19 protein-coding genes are annotated in these 20,105 nt (G+C 35.9%); 6 read left to right on the top strand and 13 right to left on the bottom strand.

Annotation, left to right across the window (positions count from 1 at the left end):
- The first annotated feature begins 33 nt into the window (after nt 1-33).
- Nucleotides 34-1,284 carry a cytosine deaminase gene (gene codA, locus Q0794_RS12250; RefSeq protein ID WP_298942276.1) on the top strand — a complete coding sequence of 417 codons (1,251 nt, stop codon included), beginning with the start codon at nt 34-36 and terminating at the stop codon, nt 1,282-1,284.
- A 98-nt stretch (nt 1,285-1,382) separates the two neighbouring features.
- On the opposite strand, the gene Q0794_RS12245 is transcribed toward codA, so the two are convergent.
- Nucleotides 1,383-2,246 carry a YicC/YloC family endoribonuclease gene (locus Q0794_RS12245; RefSeq protein ID WP_298942274.1) on the bottom strand — a complete coding sequence of 288 codons (864 nt, stop codon included), beginning with the start codon at nt 2,244-2,246 and terminating at the stop codon, nt 1,383-1,385.
- Nucleotides 2,247-2,732: 486 nt separating this feature from the next.
- Between Q0794_RS12245 and Q0794_RS18295 the strand changes: the two genes are divergently transcribed.
- Nucleotides 2,733-2,894, top strand: a complete 162-nt coding sequence (locus tag Q0794_RS18295) for a GTP-binding protein (RefSeq protein ID WP_366522549.1) — start codon at nt 2,733-2,735, stop codon at nt 2,892-2,894.
- A gap of 200 nt (nt 2,895-3,094) precedes the next feature.
- On the opposite strand, the gene Q0794_RS12240 is transcribed toward Q0794_RS18295, so the two are convergent.
- The 3 genes from Q0794_RS12240 to Q0794_RS12230 all read right to left on the bottom strand — a co-directional run bounded on the left by Q0794_RS12240 (nt 3,095) and on the right by Q0794_RS12230 (nt 8,575).
- On the bottom strand, nt 3,095-3,925 hold the full coding sequence (locus Q0794_RS12240; RefSeq protein WP_298942273.1) for an HDOD domain-containing protein: 831 nt from the start codon (nt 3,923-3,925) through the stop codon (nt 3,095-3,097).
- Nucleotides 3,926-4,070: 145 nt separating this feature from the next.
- Nucleotides 4,071-5,960, bottom strand: a complete 1,890-nt coding sequence (locus Q0794_RS12235) for a bifunctional diguanylate cyclase/phosphodiesterase (protein WP_298942271.1) — start codon at nt 5,958-5,960, stop codon at nt 4,071-4,073.
- A gap of 272 nt (nt 5,961-6,232) precedes the next feature.
- Nucleotides 6,233-8,575: a fatty acid cis/trans isomerase gene (locus Q0794_RS12230; RefSeq protein WP_298942269.1), complete on the bottom strand. Its 2,343-nt coding sequence runs from the start codon at nt 8,573-8,575 to the stop codon at nt 6,233-6,235.
- A 193-nt stretch (nt 8,576-8,768) separates the two neighbouring features.
- Between Q0794_RS12230 and Q0794_RS12225 the strand changes: the two genes are divergently transcribed.
- The 3 genes from Q0794_RS12225 (at nt 8,769) to dapB (ending at nt 10,124) form a co-directional block, all read left to right on the top strand.
- Nucleotides 8,769-8,984 carry a DUF1289 domain-containing protein gene (locus tag Q0794_RS12225; protein WP_298942267.1) on the top strand — a complete coding sequence of 72 codons (216 nt, stop codon included), beginning with the start codon at nt 8,769-8,771 and terminating at the stop codon, nt 8,982-8,984.
- Nucleotides 8,985-9,046: 62 nt separating this feature from the next.
- The gene (locus Q0794_RS12220; RefSeq protein WP_298942265.1) at nt 9,047-9,373 is read left to right on the top strand and encodes a DUF2956 domain-containing protein; all 327 of its coding nucleotides are present in this window, start codon (nt 9,047-9,049) and stop codon (nt 9,371-9,373) included.
- Nucleotides 9,374-9,392: 19 nt separating this feature from the next.
- A complete protein-coding gene (gene dapB / locus Q0794_RS12215) occupies nt 9,393-10,124 on the top strand; it encodes a 4-hydroxy-tetrahydrodipicolinate reductase (RefSeq protein ID WP_298942264.1) in 732 nt (243 codons plus the stop codon).
- A 103-nt stretch (nt 10,125-10,227) separates the two neighbouring features.
- On the opposite strand, the gene Q0794_RS12210 is transcribed toward dapB, so the two are convergent.
- From Q0794_RS12210 to Q0794_RS12170, 9 genes are all read right to left on the bottom strand, one after another.
- Nucleotides 10,228-11,406 carry an MFS transporter gene (locus tag Q0794_RS12210; protein WP_298942263.1) on the bottom strand — a complete coding sequence of 393 codons (1,179 nt, stop codon included), beginning with the start codon at nt 11,404-11,406 and terminating at the stop codon, nt 10,228-10,230.
- The gene (locus tag Q0794_RS12205; RefSeq protein WP_298942261.1) at nt 11,407-12,312 is read right to left on the bottom strand and encodes a cyanophycin synthetase; all 906 of its coding nucleotides are present in this window, start codon (nt 12,310-12,312) and stop codon (nt 11,407-11,409) included. It abuts the gene before it with no gap.
- The gene (locus Q0794_RS12200; protein WP_298942259.1) at nt 12,312-13,160 is read right to left on the bottom strand and encodes a hypothetical protein; all 849 of its coding nucleotides are present in this window, start codon (nt 13,158-13,160) and stop codon (nt 12,312-12,314) included. Before Q0794_RS12200 ends, Q0794_RS12205 begins: the two co-directional genes overlap by 1 nt.
- A gap of 18 nt (nt 13,161-13,178) precedes the next feature.
- Nucleotides 13,179-13,670, bottom strand: coding sequence for a hypothetical protein (locus Q0794_RS12195; RefSeq protein ID WP_298942258.1), 492 nt, complete (start codon nt 13,668-13,670; stop codon nt 13,179-13,181).
- Nucleotides 13,671-13,672: 2 nt separating this feature from the next.
- Entirely contained in the window at nt 13,673-14,128 is a 456-nt protein-coding gene (locus Q0794_RS12190; protein ID WP_298942256.1) for a YHS domain-containing (seleno)protein, read from the bottom strand.
- A gap of 228 nt (nt 14,129-14,356) precedes the next feature.
- Complete coding sequence (putP, locus tag Q0794_RS12185) at nt 14,357-15,850, bottom strand: sodium/proline symporter PutP (protein ID WP_298942254.1); 1,494 nt, start codon at nt 15,848-15,850, stop codon at nt 14,357-14,359.
- A 307-nt stretch (nt 15,851-16,157) separates the two neighbouring features.
- Nucleotides 16,158-17,150 carry a DUF2860 domain-containing protein gene (locus tag Q0794_RS12180; protein ID WP_298942252.1) on the bottom strand — a complete coding sequence of 331 codons (993 nt, stop codon included), beginning with the start codon at nt 17,148-17,150 and terminating at the stop codon, nt 16,158-16,160.
- A 330-nt stretch (nt 17,151-17,480) separates the two neighbouring features.
- Nucleotides 17,481-17,702, bottom strand: a complete 222-nt coding sequence (locus Q0794_RS12175; protein WP_025563471.1) for a DUF3820 family protein — start codon at nt 17,700-17,702, stop codon at nt 17,481-17,483.
- On the bottom strand, nt 17,696-19,105 hold the full coding sequence (locus Q0794_RS12170; RefSeq protein WP_298942248.1) for a PLP-dependent aminotransferase family protein: 1,410 nt from the start codon (nt 19,103-19,105) through the stop codon (nt 17,696-17,698). The genes Q0794_RS12175 and Q0794_RS12170 overlap by 7 nt, the downstream gene beginning before the upstream one ends.
- A gap of 106 nt (nt 19,106-19,211) precedes the next feature.
- Between Q0794_RS12170 and Q0794_RS12165 the strand changes: the two genes are divergently transcribed.
- Nucleotides 19,212-20,081, top strand: a complete 870-nt coding sequence (locus Q0794_RS12165; RefSeq protein WP_298942246.1) for an EamA family transporter — start codon at nt 19,212-19,214, stop codon at nt 20,079-20,081.
- The last annotated feature ends 24 nt before the right edge of the window (nt 20,082-20,105 follow it).

The raw sequence follows: 20,105 nt of genomic DNA, 5'->3' as shown, positions 1-20,105 counted from the left end.
ATTAAATAAATATAGAGTAATTAGGAAAATATAATGAAAATAGTTAACGCTCGCTTACGTGGGAAAGCAGATTTATACACACTACTTTGTGAAGAAGGTTTATTCAAAGAAATTATATTACAAAACGATGCAATCGATGACAAAAATGTCGACATCGATGCTAAAGGCAACCTATTATGTGCCCCCTTTGTCGAGCCTCATATTCACTTAGATGCAGTATTAACCGCAGGGCAACCAAACTGGAATATGAGTGGTACTTTATTTGAAGGCATTGAGCGCTGGGGCGAACGCAAATCGATGTTAAATCATGAAGATGTACAAGAGCGGGTACTAAAAGCAGTAGAGTTATTACTCGCCAATGGTGTTCAATATATTAGAACACATGTCGATGTGACAGATCCCGATTTAGTCGCCTTAAAAGCAATTCACGCTTTAAGAGAGACCTTGTCACCTTACTTAGAATTACAAATTGTCGCTTTTCCACAAGAAGGTATTTTATCTTTCCCTAACGGTAAAGCATTAATGGAAGAGTCATTACAATATGCTGATGTTATTGGTGGAATCCCACATTTTGAATACACTCGAGAATACGGAGTGGAGTCGATGAAGTGGGTAGTAGAACTCGCTGAAAAACACAATAAACTGGTTGATGTACATTGTGATGAGATTGATGATGGCGCGTCAAGGTTCTTAGAAGTACTAGCAACAGTAGCTTTAGAAAAAGGCATGGGCTCAAGAATTACAGCAAGCCATACAACTGCGATGCATTCTTACAATAACGCTTACTGCAGTAAGTTGTTTCGTTTACTCAAAAAATCTAACATTAACTTCGTTTCCTGCCCTACTGAAAGCCTACATCTCAATGGTCGTTTCGACTCTTACCCTAAAGTACGGGGGATTACACGTGTCAAAGAGATTCGAGATGCGGGGATGAATATTTGCTTTGCGGAAGATTCAATACAAGATCCCTGGTATACCTTAGGTAATGGCAAACTATTACGTGTATTAGACTCGGGTATTCACGCCTGTCATATGATGGGCTACGAAGATTTATCAACAGCATTAGACCTAATTACTGACAATGGAGCAAAAACGCTAAACGTCACAGAACGCTATGGTATTGAAATAGGAAAGCCTGCTAGTTTTATTATTCTTGAAGGTTATGATGATGTAAATGTCATCCAACGACAAGGTGAGGTTTTATGGTCAGTGAGAGCTGAAAATATACTTACTTGTCGTGAACCGAGCACTCTTAAAAAACAAGTTAAACTATCGATTAAATAATAATTTGTCATTAAAATCGGTCTTAAAAAGATATTAAAGTCACCTTATAATTGATGACTTTAATATCTAGATAAAATGAATAAATATAATTTTAAATATTATTCAATATTCTGTACCTGTTCGCGCATCTGCTCAATTAACACCTTACATTCAACGGCTGCGGCTGTGATATCTGTGTTAATGGCTTTTGAACCTAATGTGTTCGCTTCGCGGTTAAACTCTTGCATCATAAAGTCTAAACGACGGCCGACTGCTCCGCCTTTTTTGAGGACGTTACGTGCTTCTGAAATATGCGAGTCTAATCGGTCTAGTTCTTCTGCTACGTCTGATTTTTGTGCTAACAATACCAACTCTTGTTCTACGCGTGTGCTGTCTAAATCGACTTTAGCATCTTCGAATTTTTTCAAAATACGTGCTTTTTGCCATGCATGTACCGCTGGCATAAACTCTCGCACTTTAGCTGCTTGTTCGCTAATACCGACTAAACGTTGGTCGATAAATACTGCTAAGTTAGCGCCTTCTGCAGCACGAGAATCGACGAATTCATTTAATGTTGTTTGGAATCCAGCCATTAATTCAGCACTGACTGCATCAACGTCTTGTTCTGGTGCTTGCATGACGCCAGGCCATTTTAAAATATCTACAGGGTTAACTTCGCCAGAACCCATTTGCTCTACCACCCATTGTGCATTTTGCATCAATTGAGTTGCTAGTTCTTGGTTCATGCTGAGTGACGTACTGCTTGTTGAGTTAGCTTCAAAACGTAAGCTACATTCGATTTTTCCACGCTCTAAACGTTGACGGAATGTTTCTTTTAATTTAGTTTCTAACCCACGAAATTGCTCAGGCAAGCGAAAATATGTTTCAAGATAACGTTGGTTAACAGAGCGAATTTCCCATACTGCTGTACCCCAATCACCCTTTAATTGTTTGCGTGCAAACGCCGTCATGCTGTAAATCATATTTTCCCCTTTAAATTTGAATTAAGAGTATAACTGACTAACCACTCAAGATGCTACGATGTGCTGCATTTTTGGAGTTGATTTAATGCAACAAAAAATAAGAGACTATCTAATCACTGGATTTTTAGAGGTAAGAAAAATACACTTTATTGAACAATTAACCGCTAATAAACCAATCCAATAAATTGCACTTACTTATATGCACCTAGGAATTAATAAATATTGGATCATTTTAGTTAATCTCAATTCTGTTTAATGGAAGCGGAATTATATTTAACATCATAAGGTTATATTTTTTGACTATCCAGTGTCGTTCGTTTTGAGGAGTTCAACGTCAATTATCTCTCAATAACGGGTTATTGAGAGATAATTTAACGCAGAAATCCGCGGAAATAGCCGTACTGTATGGCTTTGCTTATGCAGAACTGAGGTTAGTTAATGAAGTGGGACAACAAAATTATTCCACCTATCAACAGAAAGTAAAGCATAGCGTTTAAAACAGTATTAAGTGGGTGTTTATGTTGCCTTACAGGCTTACCCTTTCCCGTCACCTTGAATGGAATGATAACGAATAACAAACCCGATCTGATTTTTGTTGAGCCAGTTAGAACAGGTCATTTAAATGAGGCTACATTGACCATGCATTAGAACTATCTGCAAGTAATTCAATAATCTAATGTATTGTTAATTTATTTAGATGAAGGCGTTAAACAAGCAAAAATAATGGCTAAGCGCTTTGCTAAACCATGAACTGTCTTTACAAAAGATAAACAAGCACCCCGTCTATTGAATGCGAAACATTAAATAAGGCTGGATAACATTTACTTAAAACAGTTAATCGTTATCCATTATTCTTTGATCATTCGCGCTAAATCCTCACCTTCCTCTATCATGCTAGAAAAGGTATCTAGAATCCCATCTTTATCTAATTTAATGGCATTGGTCAGCGGCTCAGGAAAGCGTTGTACAATCACTTCAGGAGGTAAACCTGCTGCCCATGCAAAACGCATAAAGACTGACAAACGGATCAGAATAGCGGCTTGTGAGGGAGTCTCATAAGATAAGGGATCAAGTTGCTGCTCAATAGCATCACAAAAGGTAGATGAAAAGTTCCAGTGCTTAGCTAATTCGACGCCTACTTCTGTGTAATCGAAACCAAAAAATTCACGTTGTGCATATAAACGAGGTTGACCAGCTTCAATTGCGGTTTTTACTAACGCACACTCTTCAGGTTTGCTTATTTGTAATAATAATTCACCAATATTATGCATCATGGCACAAGTAAAAGCTGTTTCATTATTTACAGTAGTATGTTTCGCTAAATTTTTTGCAATACAGGCCGTTATAAATGTTTCTTTCCAAAACTTATCTTTATCGAATCCTGTAATCTCAGGAAAAACATTAGAAAATGTTGCTGCAACAACAAGACTTCTGACTTGATTAAAACCTAAACGGATCACGGCTTCTTCGATAGATTCAACTTCTTTACCACGACGATAAGCCGTTGAGTTTGCCATTCGAATTACTTTTGCACTAATTGATTGATCTTGAGCGACCTTTTTTGCGATGTCTTCTACTCGTGCCTCTTCATCTGAAAAAGAGTCCATAAGTTCAAGTAAGATATAAGGTAAAACGGGTAGTTTTTTTACATCTTTAAAAAGTCGTGTCGTTAACTCCATGTGGATATATTGCCTATTTAATAATTAATCAAACAAAATAGGCCAAAATACATATAAAATCAAACATTAACCCTTAATGGGTATTAATTGCTAATCTTAGACAATAACGTAATTCATTAGAGAACCTATAAACATACTGTATAAGTTAATTGATTAATTTAATCGCCTCTGAGAAACGAATTGGTTTGCTAAATAAAAAACCCTGATATTTATCAACACTTAAACTTTCTAATATCGCCAATTGCTCTTTCTTTTCCACACCTTCTGCTATTACTTTACAGCCGATCATATGGGACATTTTTGTTACTGCGGAAACAATACTTTCATCTTTTGAGCGATCACAAATATTATCAATATAAGATTTATCAATTTTAATATAGTCAACAGATAATTCTTTTAAAACGGCAATTGAAGAGAAGCCTGTACCAAAATCATCAATCGATATATGCACACCTATATTTTTTATTTGCGTAATAACTTTAGATAAATACTCTAAGTTTTTAATCATCACCGTTTCGGTTATTTCTAAATGTACGTTACTTGCCTCAATGGCATATTTTTCTATTAAACCAGTTAAGAGGGTTAAAAAATGATGGTTTTCTAATTGCAGTACAGAGACGTTAATTGAGAGTGCGAGTGTGCGATCTAATTCATTTAACTGACTCAAGCTTTGAATGGCTTGATCTAGAACAAACTCACCTAAGAAGTTAATTTTCCCGTACCTTTCAGCGATATCAATAAATTCAGATGGTGGAATAAATTCATCATTAAATTGCCATCTTAATAACACTTCAAATGAGGTTATTTTATTCGTGACTATGTCGACAATAGGTTGATAACAAAGATGGAAATTACCTTTTTCAACACATTCTTTAATTGAACTACGTAATGTTTCCTCTCTTTTTAGAGACGCGTACATACGTTCATCAAATACAGAAATACCATTACGACTTTTTTTACCTTCATACATAGCAACGTCGGCATATTTTATTGCTTGAGTAAGATCGAATGCATCATGTGTGAAATACAGTCCAATTTTAAAAGAGGGTTTTACCTGATAGTGCTTGTTATTAACAGGTTTGGTCAATTCATCAACCAATCGATGAACGCAATCAAACAAATGTTCTTTAGAGTCCTGTCGTGTGTAGAAAATGAATTCATCACCGCCCCAGCGACAAGCAATAAAACCATTATCTTTTTCTGAGCCCACTAATCGACGACCTGTTTCTGCTAATACAAAATCCCCAAAGTCATGACCATATTTATCATTGATAACTTTAAAGTAATCCATGTCTAAAAATAGAATCGCTTTAATATCATTATTATTGTCAGCTAAATCTAATTCAACATTAGAGACAAAGCTTTCTCGGTTAAATAGCTGCGTTAAGTTATCTCTTTGCTCTAGTAGGATGATTTTATCGGTTCGTAATTGCACTTCTTTTTCTAGGTTTTCGATGAAAAGATCTAACTTTAATTCATTCATTATCGATAACTTAACATCTTTAGCAGTGCGTATAGCAGTTACAAAACAAAGAATAAACCATAATGTAAGCCCTAATACCCCTAGCATTCTGTGATCACTAATGGGCTGCTGTAATAATAAAAGACTAAAGGGAACGAGCAAGCAAGTGATGTAAGCAATAGAGGAACGAATATCTGAGGCTAAAACATTAACACCACCACAAGCGAGTGAACTAAACACTACCAAGGAAACAAACTTTTCATGCATTAACATTTGTTCAAAAAACAAAATAGGGAAAAGTCCCCATGTCAAAGCAGTTAAGAAAACACCAATGAAATAAAAATTGTATTTGTTTTTATTACAATCGCTTACATAGAAGTGATTAATGAGACGAAGGAGTGAGATAAACGTTAAAAGGGCAAACCAATATAGCTTCTCTTTGCCACCGGTATGATTGATTCCACTGAATACAACAAAACAAGAAACTATTGTGTTAATAATGATGGCAGAGCCAAAATAAGAGCTAACAAAAGCTAGCCGTTTGTCGCTAAAGTTACTTTTTTTGATTGTCATATTTGTTACTTAAGTCGTCAGTCCATTGATATTGACAGTCTACTTAAATTACAAAGTTTAAACAGCATACTGTCTCATTTAATACTCATATAGAGTTAAAAATCAAAGAGCATGCCATTACTAATGCTAATGTTACTTATTAAATATTTGAACTTGTTTTATTTACTCATTTATCGTTGTTCGAAATACAGTTTAGATAATAAGAAACTGATTTATAGCTTATTAAAGAAAGCCTACCTATTCATTCTGAAACTTCACTTTCGATTCATAAATTAACGATTAATTAATCGATTATAATCAAATAATCCATATTCGATTGGATCTTGTTGCAAGTATAAATCATGCAAATGGTCACTGACTTCCCAAAACTTATTATCACTACGTCTTACGCCATATCGAGTGATTAAATCTTGGAATTTTTGTGGATCATTCGCTTGTAAAAAGAGGCTAACAAAATCCCTTTTATCAACAGCAGACACTTTAAAAATAAGCCCAGGATAAGTGCCTAAAAAGCCTTTAAAGACTTCCGCTGTATCTTCAGTAATCGCACGGTTCGCTTCTTCATTGAGCAAACTAGAAACATTTTTGTGCGCATTATGTCGTATCAATGTATACGCCCTATCATCGCTCTTTTTATCTTCAATAATGATAAAAGAAACTTGAGGCAATGCAACAACGACAGGATTATCTAAGTTATTCAATCGCTTTAGCTCAAGATCTTGTTCAGGTACTCGATATTGATTGTTTTTTACCTTCAACATCGGTTGTGTATAAACATAATGTTTTAAACGATTTAATAATTCTTCTTTTGGTGAGTCGGTTTGATATTTAATACCTGATGGGCGAGCATGCATCAGGTTCTTATCATTCAAGTATGTACTTAATTCTTTAGTTGCCCCTAAGTACCAACTCGCTAATACGGGCTTTCTAAATTCATTGGGTATAAAAGAGATAAAGTTAGTTTCTGACTCAATACGCAAAAAGTCCATGTATAAACGAGTCGTTACTTGATGTCCGACATTGCCATAAACATCGAACCCCGCCACCAATAGATAATGAATTCGCTCTAGAATTGGATAATCAATTAACCAAGCGGTTTTCGGTTGTTTACCTAAGGCACCTTTTACAACCGTAGCACTATCGATATGCCTAAAAACCGTTAACGCCGCATTTTCATTACCAGACCAAATATTAGTCAGGTTTAAACCTGTGTCATGATTCATAAAGCGCTTAATATAATCACTTTTTGCTTTCACATACTGACGACTGCCTTTGGCATAAGAAAGCCATTCGATAACAGATAGATTATTACTACTTGATTCTGCTGGTAGTCTTAAATTATTAGCTTGCTCGTAAACAAAACGATCCACATCTGCATTACTTGTAGAATCTGGCTCCACAAAAAACACCCAAAATTTATCGTTAATAACATTTACGGCGACTTGCCCACGACAAACAGGCCCTTTGATAAAGCCGCTGATCGTGAAGTAAGCCTCTTTCAACATAAATTGATAGCGCGCGCTGGTTGGGATGTCTTTAAACACGATGAAAGGATTAAAGTCTTTATAATCAGGTAACGTCCCGATCGTAAAGTCTGCGTTATAAAATAATTTATCCCATAATTGTTCACGCTGCTCATTAAACACATAAGGTAAGTTCGTTTTTGCTAATGTTGTTGCACGATCTAGCATTAAACGATAATAAACACGCTCGACTTTAGGATCATCGTAAGGACGGCGTGTTGGGATTATTTTTAGTGGTTCACCTGGTGGCGTTGATGAACGGACTAATTTAAAGAATCGAGGAGGTGTATCTGTGCTGATAGGCAATGCATCAAAATAAATATGGCCAATAAAAAGGTGCTCATAAATATAACGATTCACTAGCTGTTCTTTAAGCGAATCTCCATTTAATTTTTGTTCCCAATGGGCAACTAGTTTTGATGTTTCCTCTGACAAAGGTAATGGCTCCGACATCGGCGCACCTTTAGCAATCCATGCTTCTAATGTTTTAAATTCATGGTTACTTAAATTAGGTAACCCGTATGGCATGCCGCCTAATGGAAAATCTTCTTGATAATCATCTAATTCATTAATATCTGGGCATTGATCTTGACGATCTAAGGAGTAATTAAACTCTTCCGGTAAAATACCTTGCAATTCAGGATTATTTTCTTTTTGTAACAGCAATTTATACATTATGCTGCCTTGTAAATTAGCGAGCATGGTTTGGTCTCGCTCGTTCAATACGGATGAGAACCCTTTTTCACGCCATTTCGTCGTATCGTGAGCATCAATAAATAAACGAGAAGGTGTTGCACCTAATAATCGTTGGCCATTATAAACTTGCGCTTTACTCGCACCACGATCAATGCCTTCAGGCGAAGATAACTTTAACTGGCAAGGCGCATCGTAACAACCATGGCAAACTACACAACGCTTCTCAAGAATCGGCATAACTTGATCTCGATACTCCTTTGCCAACAAGTCATCTATTGATAATTGTCTAGGCCGAGCTTGGTCTTTACCATAATCTTCGGTGAGTTGATCTTCAGTATCGGAACAAGCACTAATAAGTACACTGCACAGTAATATAATTAATGCTTTAAAAGTCATGAAGCGGCTCTCTAAAATTGCTAGAATATATATCTAGTTTGTTAATGCGAATATTAATAATTATCTAAATAACTATACAGTTTGATGTATTTAGATAAGTAAAGAAACCATTATAGATGCTAAAAAATATATGGATGTAAAGAATTAGTATAATAATCAAATAATTTAGTATGAAAGAAATAGGATACATTAAATGAAATTTAGTCCATGCACAGGCGACTGTACAAGTAATGAAGATCGTTGTGGCGGCTGCGGTAGAAGTAGAGAAGAAATTACTGAAACTCAATTAATCACCAAGCAACTAGTAGAGCATTTAGTGAAATATCAATATGATGACCCTGAAAAATTTTTAGACAATGTCGGCAAAAAAGCAATTAAACGCTCGAGTAAAGCGCAAGAAAGCAATTAAGCGTTTAAAAGAGAGAACTCAGCTAAAAAGATCATTCACGTTCTCAATACAGAAGATATCAAATGGCTAAACATCACAAATCTATCGTATCGCAAGAAACTCAAGATGAAGCACTCGCCATGGCAAAAAAAGTGCAAAAGCCAGGGCAAACCAAAGAACAAACTCGATTGATTGCATTAGGTATTCAAAAAGGCATCGCTGAACATAAAAAACTCGCAAAGAGCAAACAACGTGAAGCAGATAAAGCTAAAAAGAAGAAAGCACCTGTCATTGAGACAGACCCAGAAATAAGTATTAGCAACAATAAATCTAACAGCCACTTCCTACCTTGGACACTACTTGTGTTGAGCTGGATTGGATTTATTGGCTACCATTTTTTAAATTTATAAATGAAGTAAAGGAATAAACATGGTTAAAGTAATTGTAAACGGCGCAAAAGGTCGTATGGGCGGAGAAGCCGTTAAAGCCGTTAATAATGACGGTGAGTTAGAGTTAGTCGGTGCTTGTGATTTTGGTGATGATTTAGCGGCCTTAATTAAACAAACAGGCGCACAGGTTGTTGTTGATTTAACCGCTGCCTCTGCTGGGTTTAATAACACACAAACTATCCTTAATGCAGGTGCTTGCCCTGTTATTGGTACCAGTGGTTTTTTAGAGCAACAAGTAGAAGAATTACAAGCACTTGCTAAAGAGAAAAAGCTAGGCGGGTTAATTGCCCCTAACTTCTCAGTGGGTGCCGTATTAATGATGAAATTTGCAGTACAAGCTGCAAAATACTTACCTGATGTAGAAGTCATTGAAGCACATAGCCCACAGAAAGAAGAAAGCCCTTCAGGTACTGGTATTCGTACCGCTGAGTTAATTGCAGCAGCACGTACTAAAGCGGCCACACCTTGTAATGACAAAGAGTTAATTGAAGGTGCTCGTGGTGCAGAATTAAATGGTGTTAAATTACATTCAATCCGTTTACCGGGTGTTGTAGCTCAGCAAACTGTGTTCTTTGGTGGGTTAAGTGAAACCCTAAAAATTGAGCATAACTCGCAACATCGCGAATCATTTATGCCAGGTATTTGTTTAGCCTGTAAAGAAGTCGTCAAACGTACTGAGTTAGTTTACGGTTTAGAATATTTGATGGATTAATGAGTTAATAGATTATTAACAATACATTGTTAGTAATTCTAGCTAGTAAAACGCCAGCTTCTTGCTGGCGTTTTTGTTAGTGATCTTTAGCTATAGGTATTTGTTACGCATGTGATGATTGATGAGAGTATTTATTACCATAAACAAAATAGATGAAAACAAGCGGAATACATAAGTAATATAAGACCTGTAATTGCTGTAATGCTTGCCCTGTTGATACAGTAAAAAATCCAATAACACTAAACAATAGAATCAACATAAATTGTGAGTAATAACTTTTACAAATAATGTAACGTGTCGGTTGTTCACGACGAGCAATATCATAAAAGCGTTTATTGAAAGCCAATCTAAAAAAATTACTCAAAAAAGCAATCAATAACAAACCACTGTATAACATAACCGTACTCGACTCCTCATTTAACTGGGCGCGGAACAACCATGAACAAGCATACCCAATCACTGCTATGCTATAAATAATCTGCGCATTAATGCGATCAATTTGTTTCTTTATAAAAAAGAAAATCAACGCTAATAAAATACTAAGTGCAATTAAAATCAACCCTAATTGCATCACGTTTTCCTGTGTCAGCATGTAGATTGTTAGCATCCAAAAATAACTTTCTAAAAACAAAAATAAACCATCAACAGTAAAAATCATCACTGAATGATGTGAATCCTTAAACCCAATAATTTGCTTTAAACTAAAGGCTGGTACTTGCTTTAAATCGTATAACTCACTTTTTCCTTGTAAGCTTTTATTAACCAGACTAAACCCTAACAAAGACAGCAATAAAGATAGAGCAAGTAAGCTAATAAAATATTCTATGCCTAAAAGGTAACTACCGACTAATACCCCTATTTTTAACGCAAAGACGACTAATATCTGGAAGTTTCCGAAAGTATTACCTGTATTTTTATCTTCAGTGATGGCTTGAAATAAGAGACGTTGTGTTGACCAATAAAAACAACCTGCAGCACCGTTAATTAAGGCGCCAATGGTCACTAGAGCGAGTTGATTATCCCAGACTAATAACAACACAAAGACACTTTGAAAAATAAACGATAAGCTTATTAACTTACGCCAACTATGAGTCGCTCGAAGGCGATCCCAATAATATAATGCAGCAACAAACCCTGCTGCAGTCAGCGCAATAACATAAGAGATATGACTAATGGTTAAGCCTTTATCCCATAAAATAACGGCAATAAATAAAGGCAATAACCCTAATAGGAAAGAATGAAAACCTGTAAATAGATAAAAGGTACGAGTTAAACCTGACACTTAGAAGGTATCTGACTGTTTGATATCTAACGCATCTAATTGGTTAAAATCATCACTTAAATCTTCAGCTTCACCATAACGAGGATACGCATGCATTTTTAAATACGGGCGAGAATTAACTTCAAGGAAAATACACTTTTGATCGCGATAATCGAACTCGATGCCTTTTTCCAAAATAACATCAATGCCTAGAATATTCGCATCAAATAAATTCAGTACATTTTTAAATAGTGCATTGTTAACTTCTGGTAACAACTGTTTATTAATCACTTCAACCACACCACCGGGCGCTAAAGAGATACGGTAAAATAAGGTCACACGTTGCTCTGCTTTAAGCACAGACTCAAAATTTAAACCTTGTTTCGCTAAGAATGCTTTCGTTTGTGCACTTTCTTTTAATGGATAAATGACCGGATATAACTTCATTTCTTCACGAATCGTATTTTCTTTCAACATCAATTCACGAATTGTTGAAGTACCATCGCCTTTTACAGCAGGAGCATAGCGTTGTAATACAGACACTATTTCTCCATTTGCCACAACGACGCGGTAGTTATTACCTTCTAGGAATTGCTCAACAACCGTAAATGGCCACCAAAGTTTCGCTAAGAAAATCGCTTTCCATAATTCTTTATAATCTCGAATCGGGAAATGGCTACCACGAGAAAAACCACTCACATTAGGTTTAATCACTAAAGGAAAACCATGCTGTTTAGCAAAACGAATAGCAGCAAAAGGGTTTAAGAAAATTAAACCTTGAGCGTGAGGAATACCACCAGACTTAAACTTGTCGCGAGCTTGTTCTTTACTACGACAACTTCTACGAACTTCTAAGCTATTGTAGTTACTACAACCACCCATAAATTTTTTACTGATCCATGCATATATTATTTTTTTTATGTTCATTAAGAGAGCTCATTTTTTATATTCGATTTTAATAACCGAGCTGATTGTAATTTTTGAAAGAAGATAGACTTAACCGGTTGTGAAGCGGGAATATCTTTTGTTACTAACGATAATTGTTTCATACCTGAAAATACAAACTTAAGTTTGGATTTTAAGCTCATCTCTTTCGTTAAGAGTATGAGTGGCATCGGTACATAAACATTAATTTCTACAATAGAAAACTGTTCGTCAAGCAAAGCTTGTAACGAGTCTGCTCTCGCACAAAAACGGGCGATTTTGAAATTACCAATTTTAGAGAATAATGATTCAATTTTTTGTAGTTGCTCTGCATTTAAATGCGGCATACAAGATTGGTAATAAGTATCGCTATTATAAATACCATTCACTGGCATTAAGTCATCACTATTATTACAGGTTTCAGTCACTGAAATAATTGCAGAAGATTTATTAGTGGTCGCTCCTGGAATATAGAATATTTCAAATTCTCGCTTCCCTTTTGCTGCCGCTTGTATCAAATAACGAGGGCTTTTTTCTGCACGATGTTGGCGATGCTCTTGTAGGTCTGCAAAACTATCAACACGACAAACACCCTGTGAGTTCTGTCCCCACTCAGGTTTTAGAAACACAGGGTAATCATCAGGTTGTTTATTATTTTGATCATCACCTTGGTCAACGAACTGCATTAAACGCCATTTTTCAGGTATGAGCAGATCCATATCTAGCTTAGAAAAAATATGTCGATGCTGATTAAAATAATTGGCATTTAATTGAAAGTACTTCCAAGGTGCAATCAGAAATCGACAACACCATAGAATATAAGAAAGCACTAGCAGTATACGTATTAGCAAAATTGTACCTTATTGATTTTATTTACTTTTATAGTCACGGTAATTAGTAACAAACAGGATAAATCCTAATATTACGATAGACACTGCAGCATAAAATAAACTACCGCCGTCACTTTGGCCTTCATGGATAACTTCAATACCTAATGGTGTAAATAGATGAAAGAAAGCCGCACCCGTCATCACGCCAAAAGCCATTAAGCCACCAATTGCATGCATCAAACTACGGCTTGGTGTGCATCGTAAAAGTCCAATTTTTTTCAATCCCCAAAATAAAGCAGGTATTAATAAAACGATTGAAGTAATTAATTCCACTGTCCCTACTGCATAAGAACCATAATTTGCAAATAAGGTTCCAATAGGATTACCAAATAAACCTTGCATCCATACGCCAATCGTACCAAAAATATGTTGTGTGTCTGGATGTAACGTAAACTTATAAGGTAGCGATAATACAAAAACCTTTGCTACCCACAACACAACAACCCAACTAAAAATAGGTAATACTCTCATTTTTATTCCTTGTCTAATGTAGACCAATTAAGGTCAGCTTTTTTAATAAAACCATCTTTATCAGCAACCCATGTATCTTGAACAGACTGATCATAATTTAAGTATAGTTTATCATTATAAACTGTCCAAAAGGCAGGTTTACCTGGAGCAGTTTCATTGCTAGCCATCGCCCATGCACAGTAACCACCGTATTGTGGCGCATATTTTTCAGGGTTATTTTTAAATAAAGTCAAATGTGCTTCACTCGAAAAATACCAATCTGCTCCGTTATATTCTAATTGATACTTACTGCTACCTTCTACTGGTTTATTTTCAGTAAAGTAAGCAACAACATCATAACCACCAGCCGCTTTATCACTAAAGTAGCTGGTATACACAGCATCAGCAGCATTCGCACTTTGAAACAAAGCAAAGCTCATTAATGCTATCACTTGGAAAAGAGAAAATATCTTTTTCATGTTTAGTCCCACCTTTTTTGAATTAATATATCTAACAGACCACTAAAGATGCTTTTTTATTGCTTACTTTAGCTAATTAATAAAAAATATTTATTAAAATTAGTCTATTGAATGGAAGTATAGGATAAAAAATCGAAATAGAAGATTATTAACATTACCTTTTTATAGGTATAAAAAAACCTCACTTAATGACTTAAGTGAGGTTTTAGGAATAAACGAAAAGTTAGTTTATAACACTGAAAGTTTATCTTTCATTTCTTGGTGTTTTGCTAAGATGCTTTGACTTGGTGTTTTGGTTAATAAACTGACCACAACAATCGCAATTGATGCGAATATAATGCCTGGTACAATTTCATAAACATCAAACCAGCCGCCTGTTAATTGCTTCCAAACTACAATAGTCACACCACCAACAATGATTCCTGCTAAAGCGCCATAACGAGTCATACGCGACCAGTACAAGCTTAAGATAATAACTGGTCCAAATGCAGCACCAAAACCAGCCCAAGCATACGATACTAAGCCGAGCACTGAACTCTCTGGGTTAAACGCTAATGCTAATGCAATCAGTGATAAACCAACTACGCCTAAACGTCCGACTAGTACGACTTTTTCAGAGCTTGCTTCAGGATTGATATGTTGCTTGTAGAAGTCCTCTGCTAATGCTGAAGATGAAACAAGCAATTGTGAATCAGCGGTACTCATTATTGCAGCAAGGATAGCCGCTAATAAGATACCCGCGATCACAGGGTGGAACATGCCATTCACTAAGATCATAAAGATAGTTTCGCTATCTTCTAAAACACCACCTAAGTGAGAATCTACGTAAGTGATACCGATTAACCCAACAAAAATAGCACCAATGATTGAGAGCATTGTCCAGATCACCGAAATACGACGAGCTGTTGTTAATGATTTATTACTACTTGCAGCTTGAAAACGCGCCAAGATATGTGGTTGTCCAAAATAACCTAAGCCCCATGCAAGTAATGAAATAATTGCGATAACACTCATTGGCGTACCGTCATTATTAGTAAAAGCATCCAACAGCTCTGGATTTTTAGCTGCTAATGACGCAGTTAAATCACTTATAGAACCGTCTAATGCAAGAATAGGCACTAACATTAATGCAGCAGCCATCAACAACCCTTGTACTAAATCAGTCCAAGATACTGCTAAAAAACCACCAAATAAGGTGTAAGACACAACACAAACAGTACCGATAATCACAGCTAACTGATAGTTAAGATCAAATACAGTTTGGAATAATTTACCACCAGCCACTAAACCTGCACTAGTATAAAAGAGGAAAAATAGCAGGATGAAGAAAGCAGAAATAGTTTGTAATAGTTTGCTTTTATCTTCAAAGCGGCGTGCAAAATAATCTGGTAACGTTAATGAGTCATTAGTAATAATGGTATAAGTGCGTAAACGTTTCGAACATATTATCCAATTTAACCAGCTACCGACTAATAAACCACCAGCAAGCCAGAACGATCCATAACCAGCAACCAATGCATAACCAGGTAAACCCAGTAATAGCCACCCACTCATATCTGATGCTCCTGCAGATATAGCCGTTGGCCAAGGTCCTAATTGACGTCCACCTAAAAAATAATCCGAAGAATTAACGGTCTTTCTGAAAGCCCAATAACCAATACCCATCATCATTGCTAGATAAAGGATAAAAGTCCCAATAACCGCAAAATTTTGTTCTATCATAAAAATTAAACTCCTAAACACAGCCTTGTGATAATTAGTATTAATAAGAACACAATCATTCCTTAATCACAGTTCCTCACAATACCCTAACAAAATCAGCAGCGACTAATCCAGTCGATTGATATTTCACAGAGGATTAAATTTGATTAGGTTGCTTTTAACGGCCTTTATGTGATCTGAATCACATTTAATTTCAAGATAAAAAATGACACTGCAATGATGATTTACACATAAAAAGAACAAAATAATTTGTAAAATTGCTGATTTACAAACAAAATCGTTCATTAATCAATCACAAACACAATATTTAAAATTTATATAACAAACCTGTAGAAACAATAAAGCTTTTGCTATCGTAAAAGTTAATATCTGACTTCTCTTCGCTATATCCACCCATCAGAGTCCAAGTCCAACGCGCCCAGTCAAAAGGGCTTTTGTAACTATAAATAGAAAAAATGCCCGCTGACTTTAAATCTTGTTTATCATTGAAAATAGGATTAATTTCCTGATATTGACGACTCCCTACATTAATAGTGGTAATCAAACTATGTCGATCACGGAAAATCAAAACAGATAACTGTGCAGTATATTGATCATAGCTATTTGCATTACCTTCAGCATTTCGATGAGTATATTGAAAGTTAGGTTTTAACAATATGCCTTTTGCTACTGGAAATAAGGTCTCAATATCGACTCTTTGATAAAGACTATCGCGTTGTAGTGAGGCAATTTCAGCAGCATCGGTTAATTGACTTTGTCCGCTGCGTTCGTCGTCAATACAGCTGCTGGCAATCGCATATTTTAACGTCAATGGACTGCCAAAAATTCGCTCTACAGCAATTCGCCCCCCGCCTACTTTTTCATCGGTAGTTTGTCGATCGCTGCCCACTAAAAAAGGGTCTTCCCAAGTTTCATTTAATATTGATAACTTAGGAAAAACAGCAAAAGTTAGTTTACTGTCATTATTAAATTGATGAACAACACCAAGTTCATATTGAAATTGTGCCGTTGAAACTTGTTCGCGGCTGTTGCCTAAGAAGAACTGTGTTTTAAGGCTATCTAATGTGTACTGCACTCGTCCTAATGGAAAAGCCAATGCAGAATATTCAGATTGACCACTATTATTTAAATCATTAATGGTCTCGTTATCGCTGTCCGTATCAAATTGAGATTCTCCACCGCTGTAACCAACATTAACACTAAGTGAGAACTCCCAACCCGCTTCTTTACTTAACGGTTGAGCAACAATAGAGCAGCTCATGAAAACACCTGCAGTGAAACAACTTATTCCTTTTAACATGATCTTTTATCCCTATTGTTTTTTGGTCACTATTATTTTGGGTCACTATTTCAGTGTTAAATAATGTCATTAATAGAATGTAATGTAGCTATGGCAGAATAAAACGATGTAATGTCTTATCATTATGATATTAGTACGTAATGAATTTTTTAAAGTTCATCTATTATTTATAAAGAAGATTTTATTCATAAGAAACACCTTATTCATAAAGAAAATCAATATTAAAGTAAGCCTAATCCTTAGTGCTATAAACAAGTGTTCGACACCTAGTAAACCATCTAATCTTTCATTTTCCCTTTAATCATTTTTTATTATTTTTATTTTGCCCACTTAAAACGGTTTAATTAATGGTGCAAGCATTGTCTCCAACCCATTTAATTTAACTTCATACATCAATGCTAACTGCTCGCCTAGCTTACCTTCAGGAAAACCTTTACCATGAAACCAGACTAAATAAGGTTCAGGTAAATGGATCAGCTTTCGACCTGCGTATTTGCCAAATGGCATCGTTTGGTTAATCGCATCACTAAGGGCTTTAGGGTTGTCTAACATATTGTATCCTCTGAACAAATTTTAACTAATTTCATTAAATGGCTTAATTGTAATTTAACCTCTGCAGCAGTTATACTAAAACCAATATTCAATCTAAAACAATGTGGATACAAGCCTAACGTACTAAAGCTATCACCCACGCGTATATCTAGTTTCTTTTGTATACCAAGATCTCTTAATTTAACCGTATTAAGATCAGCCACCTCAACCCATAAAACAAAACCACCAGCAGGTTGGCTAATTTTACTGTTAATGGGTAAATGTTGTTGTAAATAATCAATGAATTGTAATGTTTGTTGATATAAATGTAAGCGTACTTTTTTAAGGTGATTGATATAATCACCACGTTGGATAAAATCAGCAATAGCAAGCTGTAATGGTGATGTTACACCTTGATTCGCAAATAAACGTTGTTGTAAATAAGCTTGTAAATAACGACCAGGTAAACACCAACCTAAACGATAACCTGCCGCAATGGTTTTAGAAATAGAACCACACCATAAGATGTAACCTTCTCGATCCCAATGTTTTGCCGGTAATGGTATGACCTTCTCATAGCCTAACTCAAGATAAACATCGTCTTCGATAATAGGAATTTTATACTGAGTCGCTAACTCAACAAGCTTTTGCTTTTGCAGCGAACTCATTGAAGTACCTTGTGGGTTCATGTGTGAAGTACAAAATAAACCTGCTTTTATCGTCCCTAATTGCATCTGTTTTTGTAATTGTTCAAGGTCAATCCCCTCTACAACCGACGGGATCTCAACCACACGTCGCCCCATCACACCTAATAACTCTAATAAACCAGAAAAACACGGCGAACTAATAGCGATAGCATCACCGACTTCAGTTGTGATTTCTATGGCTGTTCTAATGGCATCTAAACAACCATGAGTGATCACACAGTCGGCAGCAGAGAAGTGAAAATCAACCGTCTTAAAATGCTCACTCAAGTTATCGCGTAATATCATTTCTCCTTGAGGCGCGGGGTAATGACTAAGTTGATTGCCTTGTTGTTTCATTGCTCGCCGAAAGCTTTGTTGTAGTTTATCCACAGGCATTAAATCAGGATCATAACGTGCAATACCAAATGGACAGGGGTCAATAAACGGATTATACAAAGCAGGTAATTGCGGCTGTGTAATAGCACTTTGAAAGCGAATAAAAGTGGGGGTTTGCGGTTTTTCCACTAACAATGATTTTTTAGCGACGTAATAGCCTGACTGTGGCTTTGCGAGTAACCACCCCAAAGCCTCTAAATATTGATAGCAATTTAAAGCCGTTGTCATGCTGACATTATGTAATTGTTTAAAATTACGCAACGAAGGCATTTTACTGTTTACAGCGAGTTGCCCAGATTCAATCTGTTGCACACATTGTTTAGCTAATTGTTTATAACGCATAAATTGTACCGCTTAATTTTATATTTTTTGTATCTGTTATCTTTTTTAGTTTGTTTGATAATACTGATAAGCGCAAGCACACATTATGTAAATTAAAGGATCAATAATGAAAAAGAACGATTTGATACTCGGTATTTTAGTCATGATTGTCTGGGGATTAAATTTCTCAGTGATCAAATTAGGTGTAAACGAAATTGATCCTTTGTTATTAACGGCACTCAGGTTCACTTTAGCAACACTCCCCGCTATATTTTTTGTCAAAAAACCAGAGGTCTCATGGTACTACCTGATCATTTATGGCTGGTTATTTGCGATTGGTATTTGGGGTATGGCAACCTGGTCTATCCAAGCAGGGTTAAGTGCAGGTATGGCTTCCGTTCTATTACAAATGAATGTGGTATTTGGTTTATTCTTAGGGTATTTTTTATTAAAAGAGCCGCTTCCTCTCAATAAAGTGATTGGCAGTGGTATTGCTTTAGCAGGTTTATTATTAAGTTTAACCGTAACAGATGGTTCAGTAACGCAATTAGGACTCATGCTAATTTTATTCGCAGCTATATCGTGGAGTTTAGCGAGTATTACCATCAAAAAAGCAGGCACAAAACAGGTCTTTGCATTTAGTTTATGGGCCATGGCTTTTGCGCCTATTCCTCTTTTCTTAATCGTCTACTTGCAATCAGGGAGTGATGCTTTCATACAATTATCAACACAGCTTAATGAACGCGTTATTTTCTCGGTGTTATTCCAAGCTTATCCAGTGACGTTATTAGGTTATTGGATTTGGAATCGACTATTAGTCAGTTATCCATTAACGACTGTTGCGCCTTTGACCTTGCTCGTGCCTATTTTTGGTTTATTAGGTGGGGTATTGTTCTACCAAGAAGAAGTTGGAATGATTAAGTTCATTGCCAGCGTATGTGTGATCAGTGGCATTTTAATTGGCTTTATTAACCTTAAAAAACGCAAGACAGCTTAAAAGTAAATGTCATTATTAACACTC

Source organism: uncultured Psychromonas sp., assembly GCF_947489755.1.
GTDB lineage: Bacteria > Pseudomonadota > Gammaproteobacteria > Enterobacterales > Psychromonadaceae > Psychromonas.
This window is presented reverse-complemented; position numbering and strand designations above follow the sequence as displayed.

Bases quoted from the DNA above. Each gene is read 5' to 3' on its own strand.
- Q0794_RS12225 (WP_298942267.1), top strand. From the start codon at position 8,769: ATGAAATTTAGTCCATGCACAGGCGACTGTACAAGTAATGAAGATCGT.
- Q0794_RS12205 (WP_298942261.1), bottom strand. From the start codon at position 12,312: ATGAACATAAAAAAAATAATATATGCATGGATCAGTAAAAAATTTATG.
- putP (WP_298942254.1), bottom strand. From the start codon at position 15,850: ATGATAGAACAAAATTTTGCGGTTATTGGGACTTTTATCCTTTATCTA.
- Q0794_RS12165 (WP_298942246.1), top strand. From the start codon at position 19,212: ATGAAAAAGAACGATTTGATACTCGGTATTTTAGTCATGATTGTCTGG.
- Q0794_RS12235 (WP_298942271.1), bottom strand. From the start codon at position 5,960: ATGACAATCAAAAAAAGTAACTTTAGCGACAAACGGCTAGCTTTTGTT.
- codA (WP_298942276.1), top strand. From the start codon at position 34: ATGAAAATAGTTAACGCTCGCTTACGTGGGAAAGCAGATTTATACACA.
- Q0794_RS12180 (WP_298942252.1), bottom strand. From the start codon at position 17,150: ATGTTAAAAGGAATAAGTTGTTTCACTGCAGGTGTTTTCATGAGCTGC.
- Q0794_RS12195 (WP_298942258.1), bottom strand. From the start codon at position 13,670: ATGAGAGTATTACCTATTTTTAGTTGGGTTGTTGTGTTGTGGGTAGCA.
- Q0794_RS12190 (WP_298942256.1), bottom strand. From the start codon at position 14,128: ATGAAAAAGATATTTTCTCTTTTCCAAGTGATAGCATTAATGAGCTTT.
- Q0794_RS12175 (WP_025563471.1), bottom strand. From the start codon at position 17,702: ATGTTAGACAACCCTAAAGCCCTTAGTGATGCGATTAACCAAACGATG.
- dapB (WP_298942264.1), top strand. From the start codon at position 9,393: ATGGTTAAAGTAATTGTAAACGGCGCAAAAGGTCGTATGGGCGGAGAA.
- Q0794_RS12240 (WP_298942273.1), bottom strand. From the start codon at position 3,925: ATGGAGTTAACGACACGACTTTTTAAAGATGTAAAAAAACTACCCGTT.
- Q0794_RS12230 (WP_298942269.1), bottom strand. From the start codon at position 8,575: ATGACTTTTAAAGCATTAATTATATTACTGTGCAGTGTACTTATTAGT.
- Q0794_RS12220 (WP_298942265.1), top strand. From the start codon at position 9,047: ATGGCTAAACATCACAAATCTATCGTATCGCAAGAAACTCAAGATGAA.
- Q0794_RS12170 (WP_298942248.1), bottom strand. From the start codon at position 19,105: ATGCGTTATAAACAATTAGCTAAACAATGTGTGCAACAGATTGAATCT.
- Q0794_RS12245 (WP_298942274.1), bottom strand. From the start codon at position 2,246: ATGATTTACAGCATGACGGCGTTTGCACGCAAACAATTAAAGGGTGAT.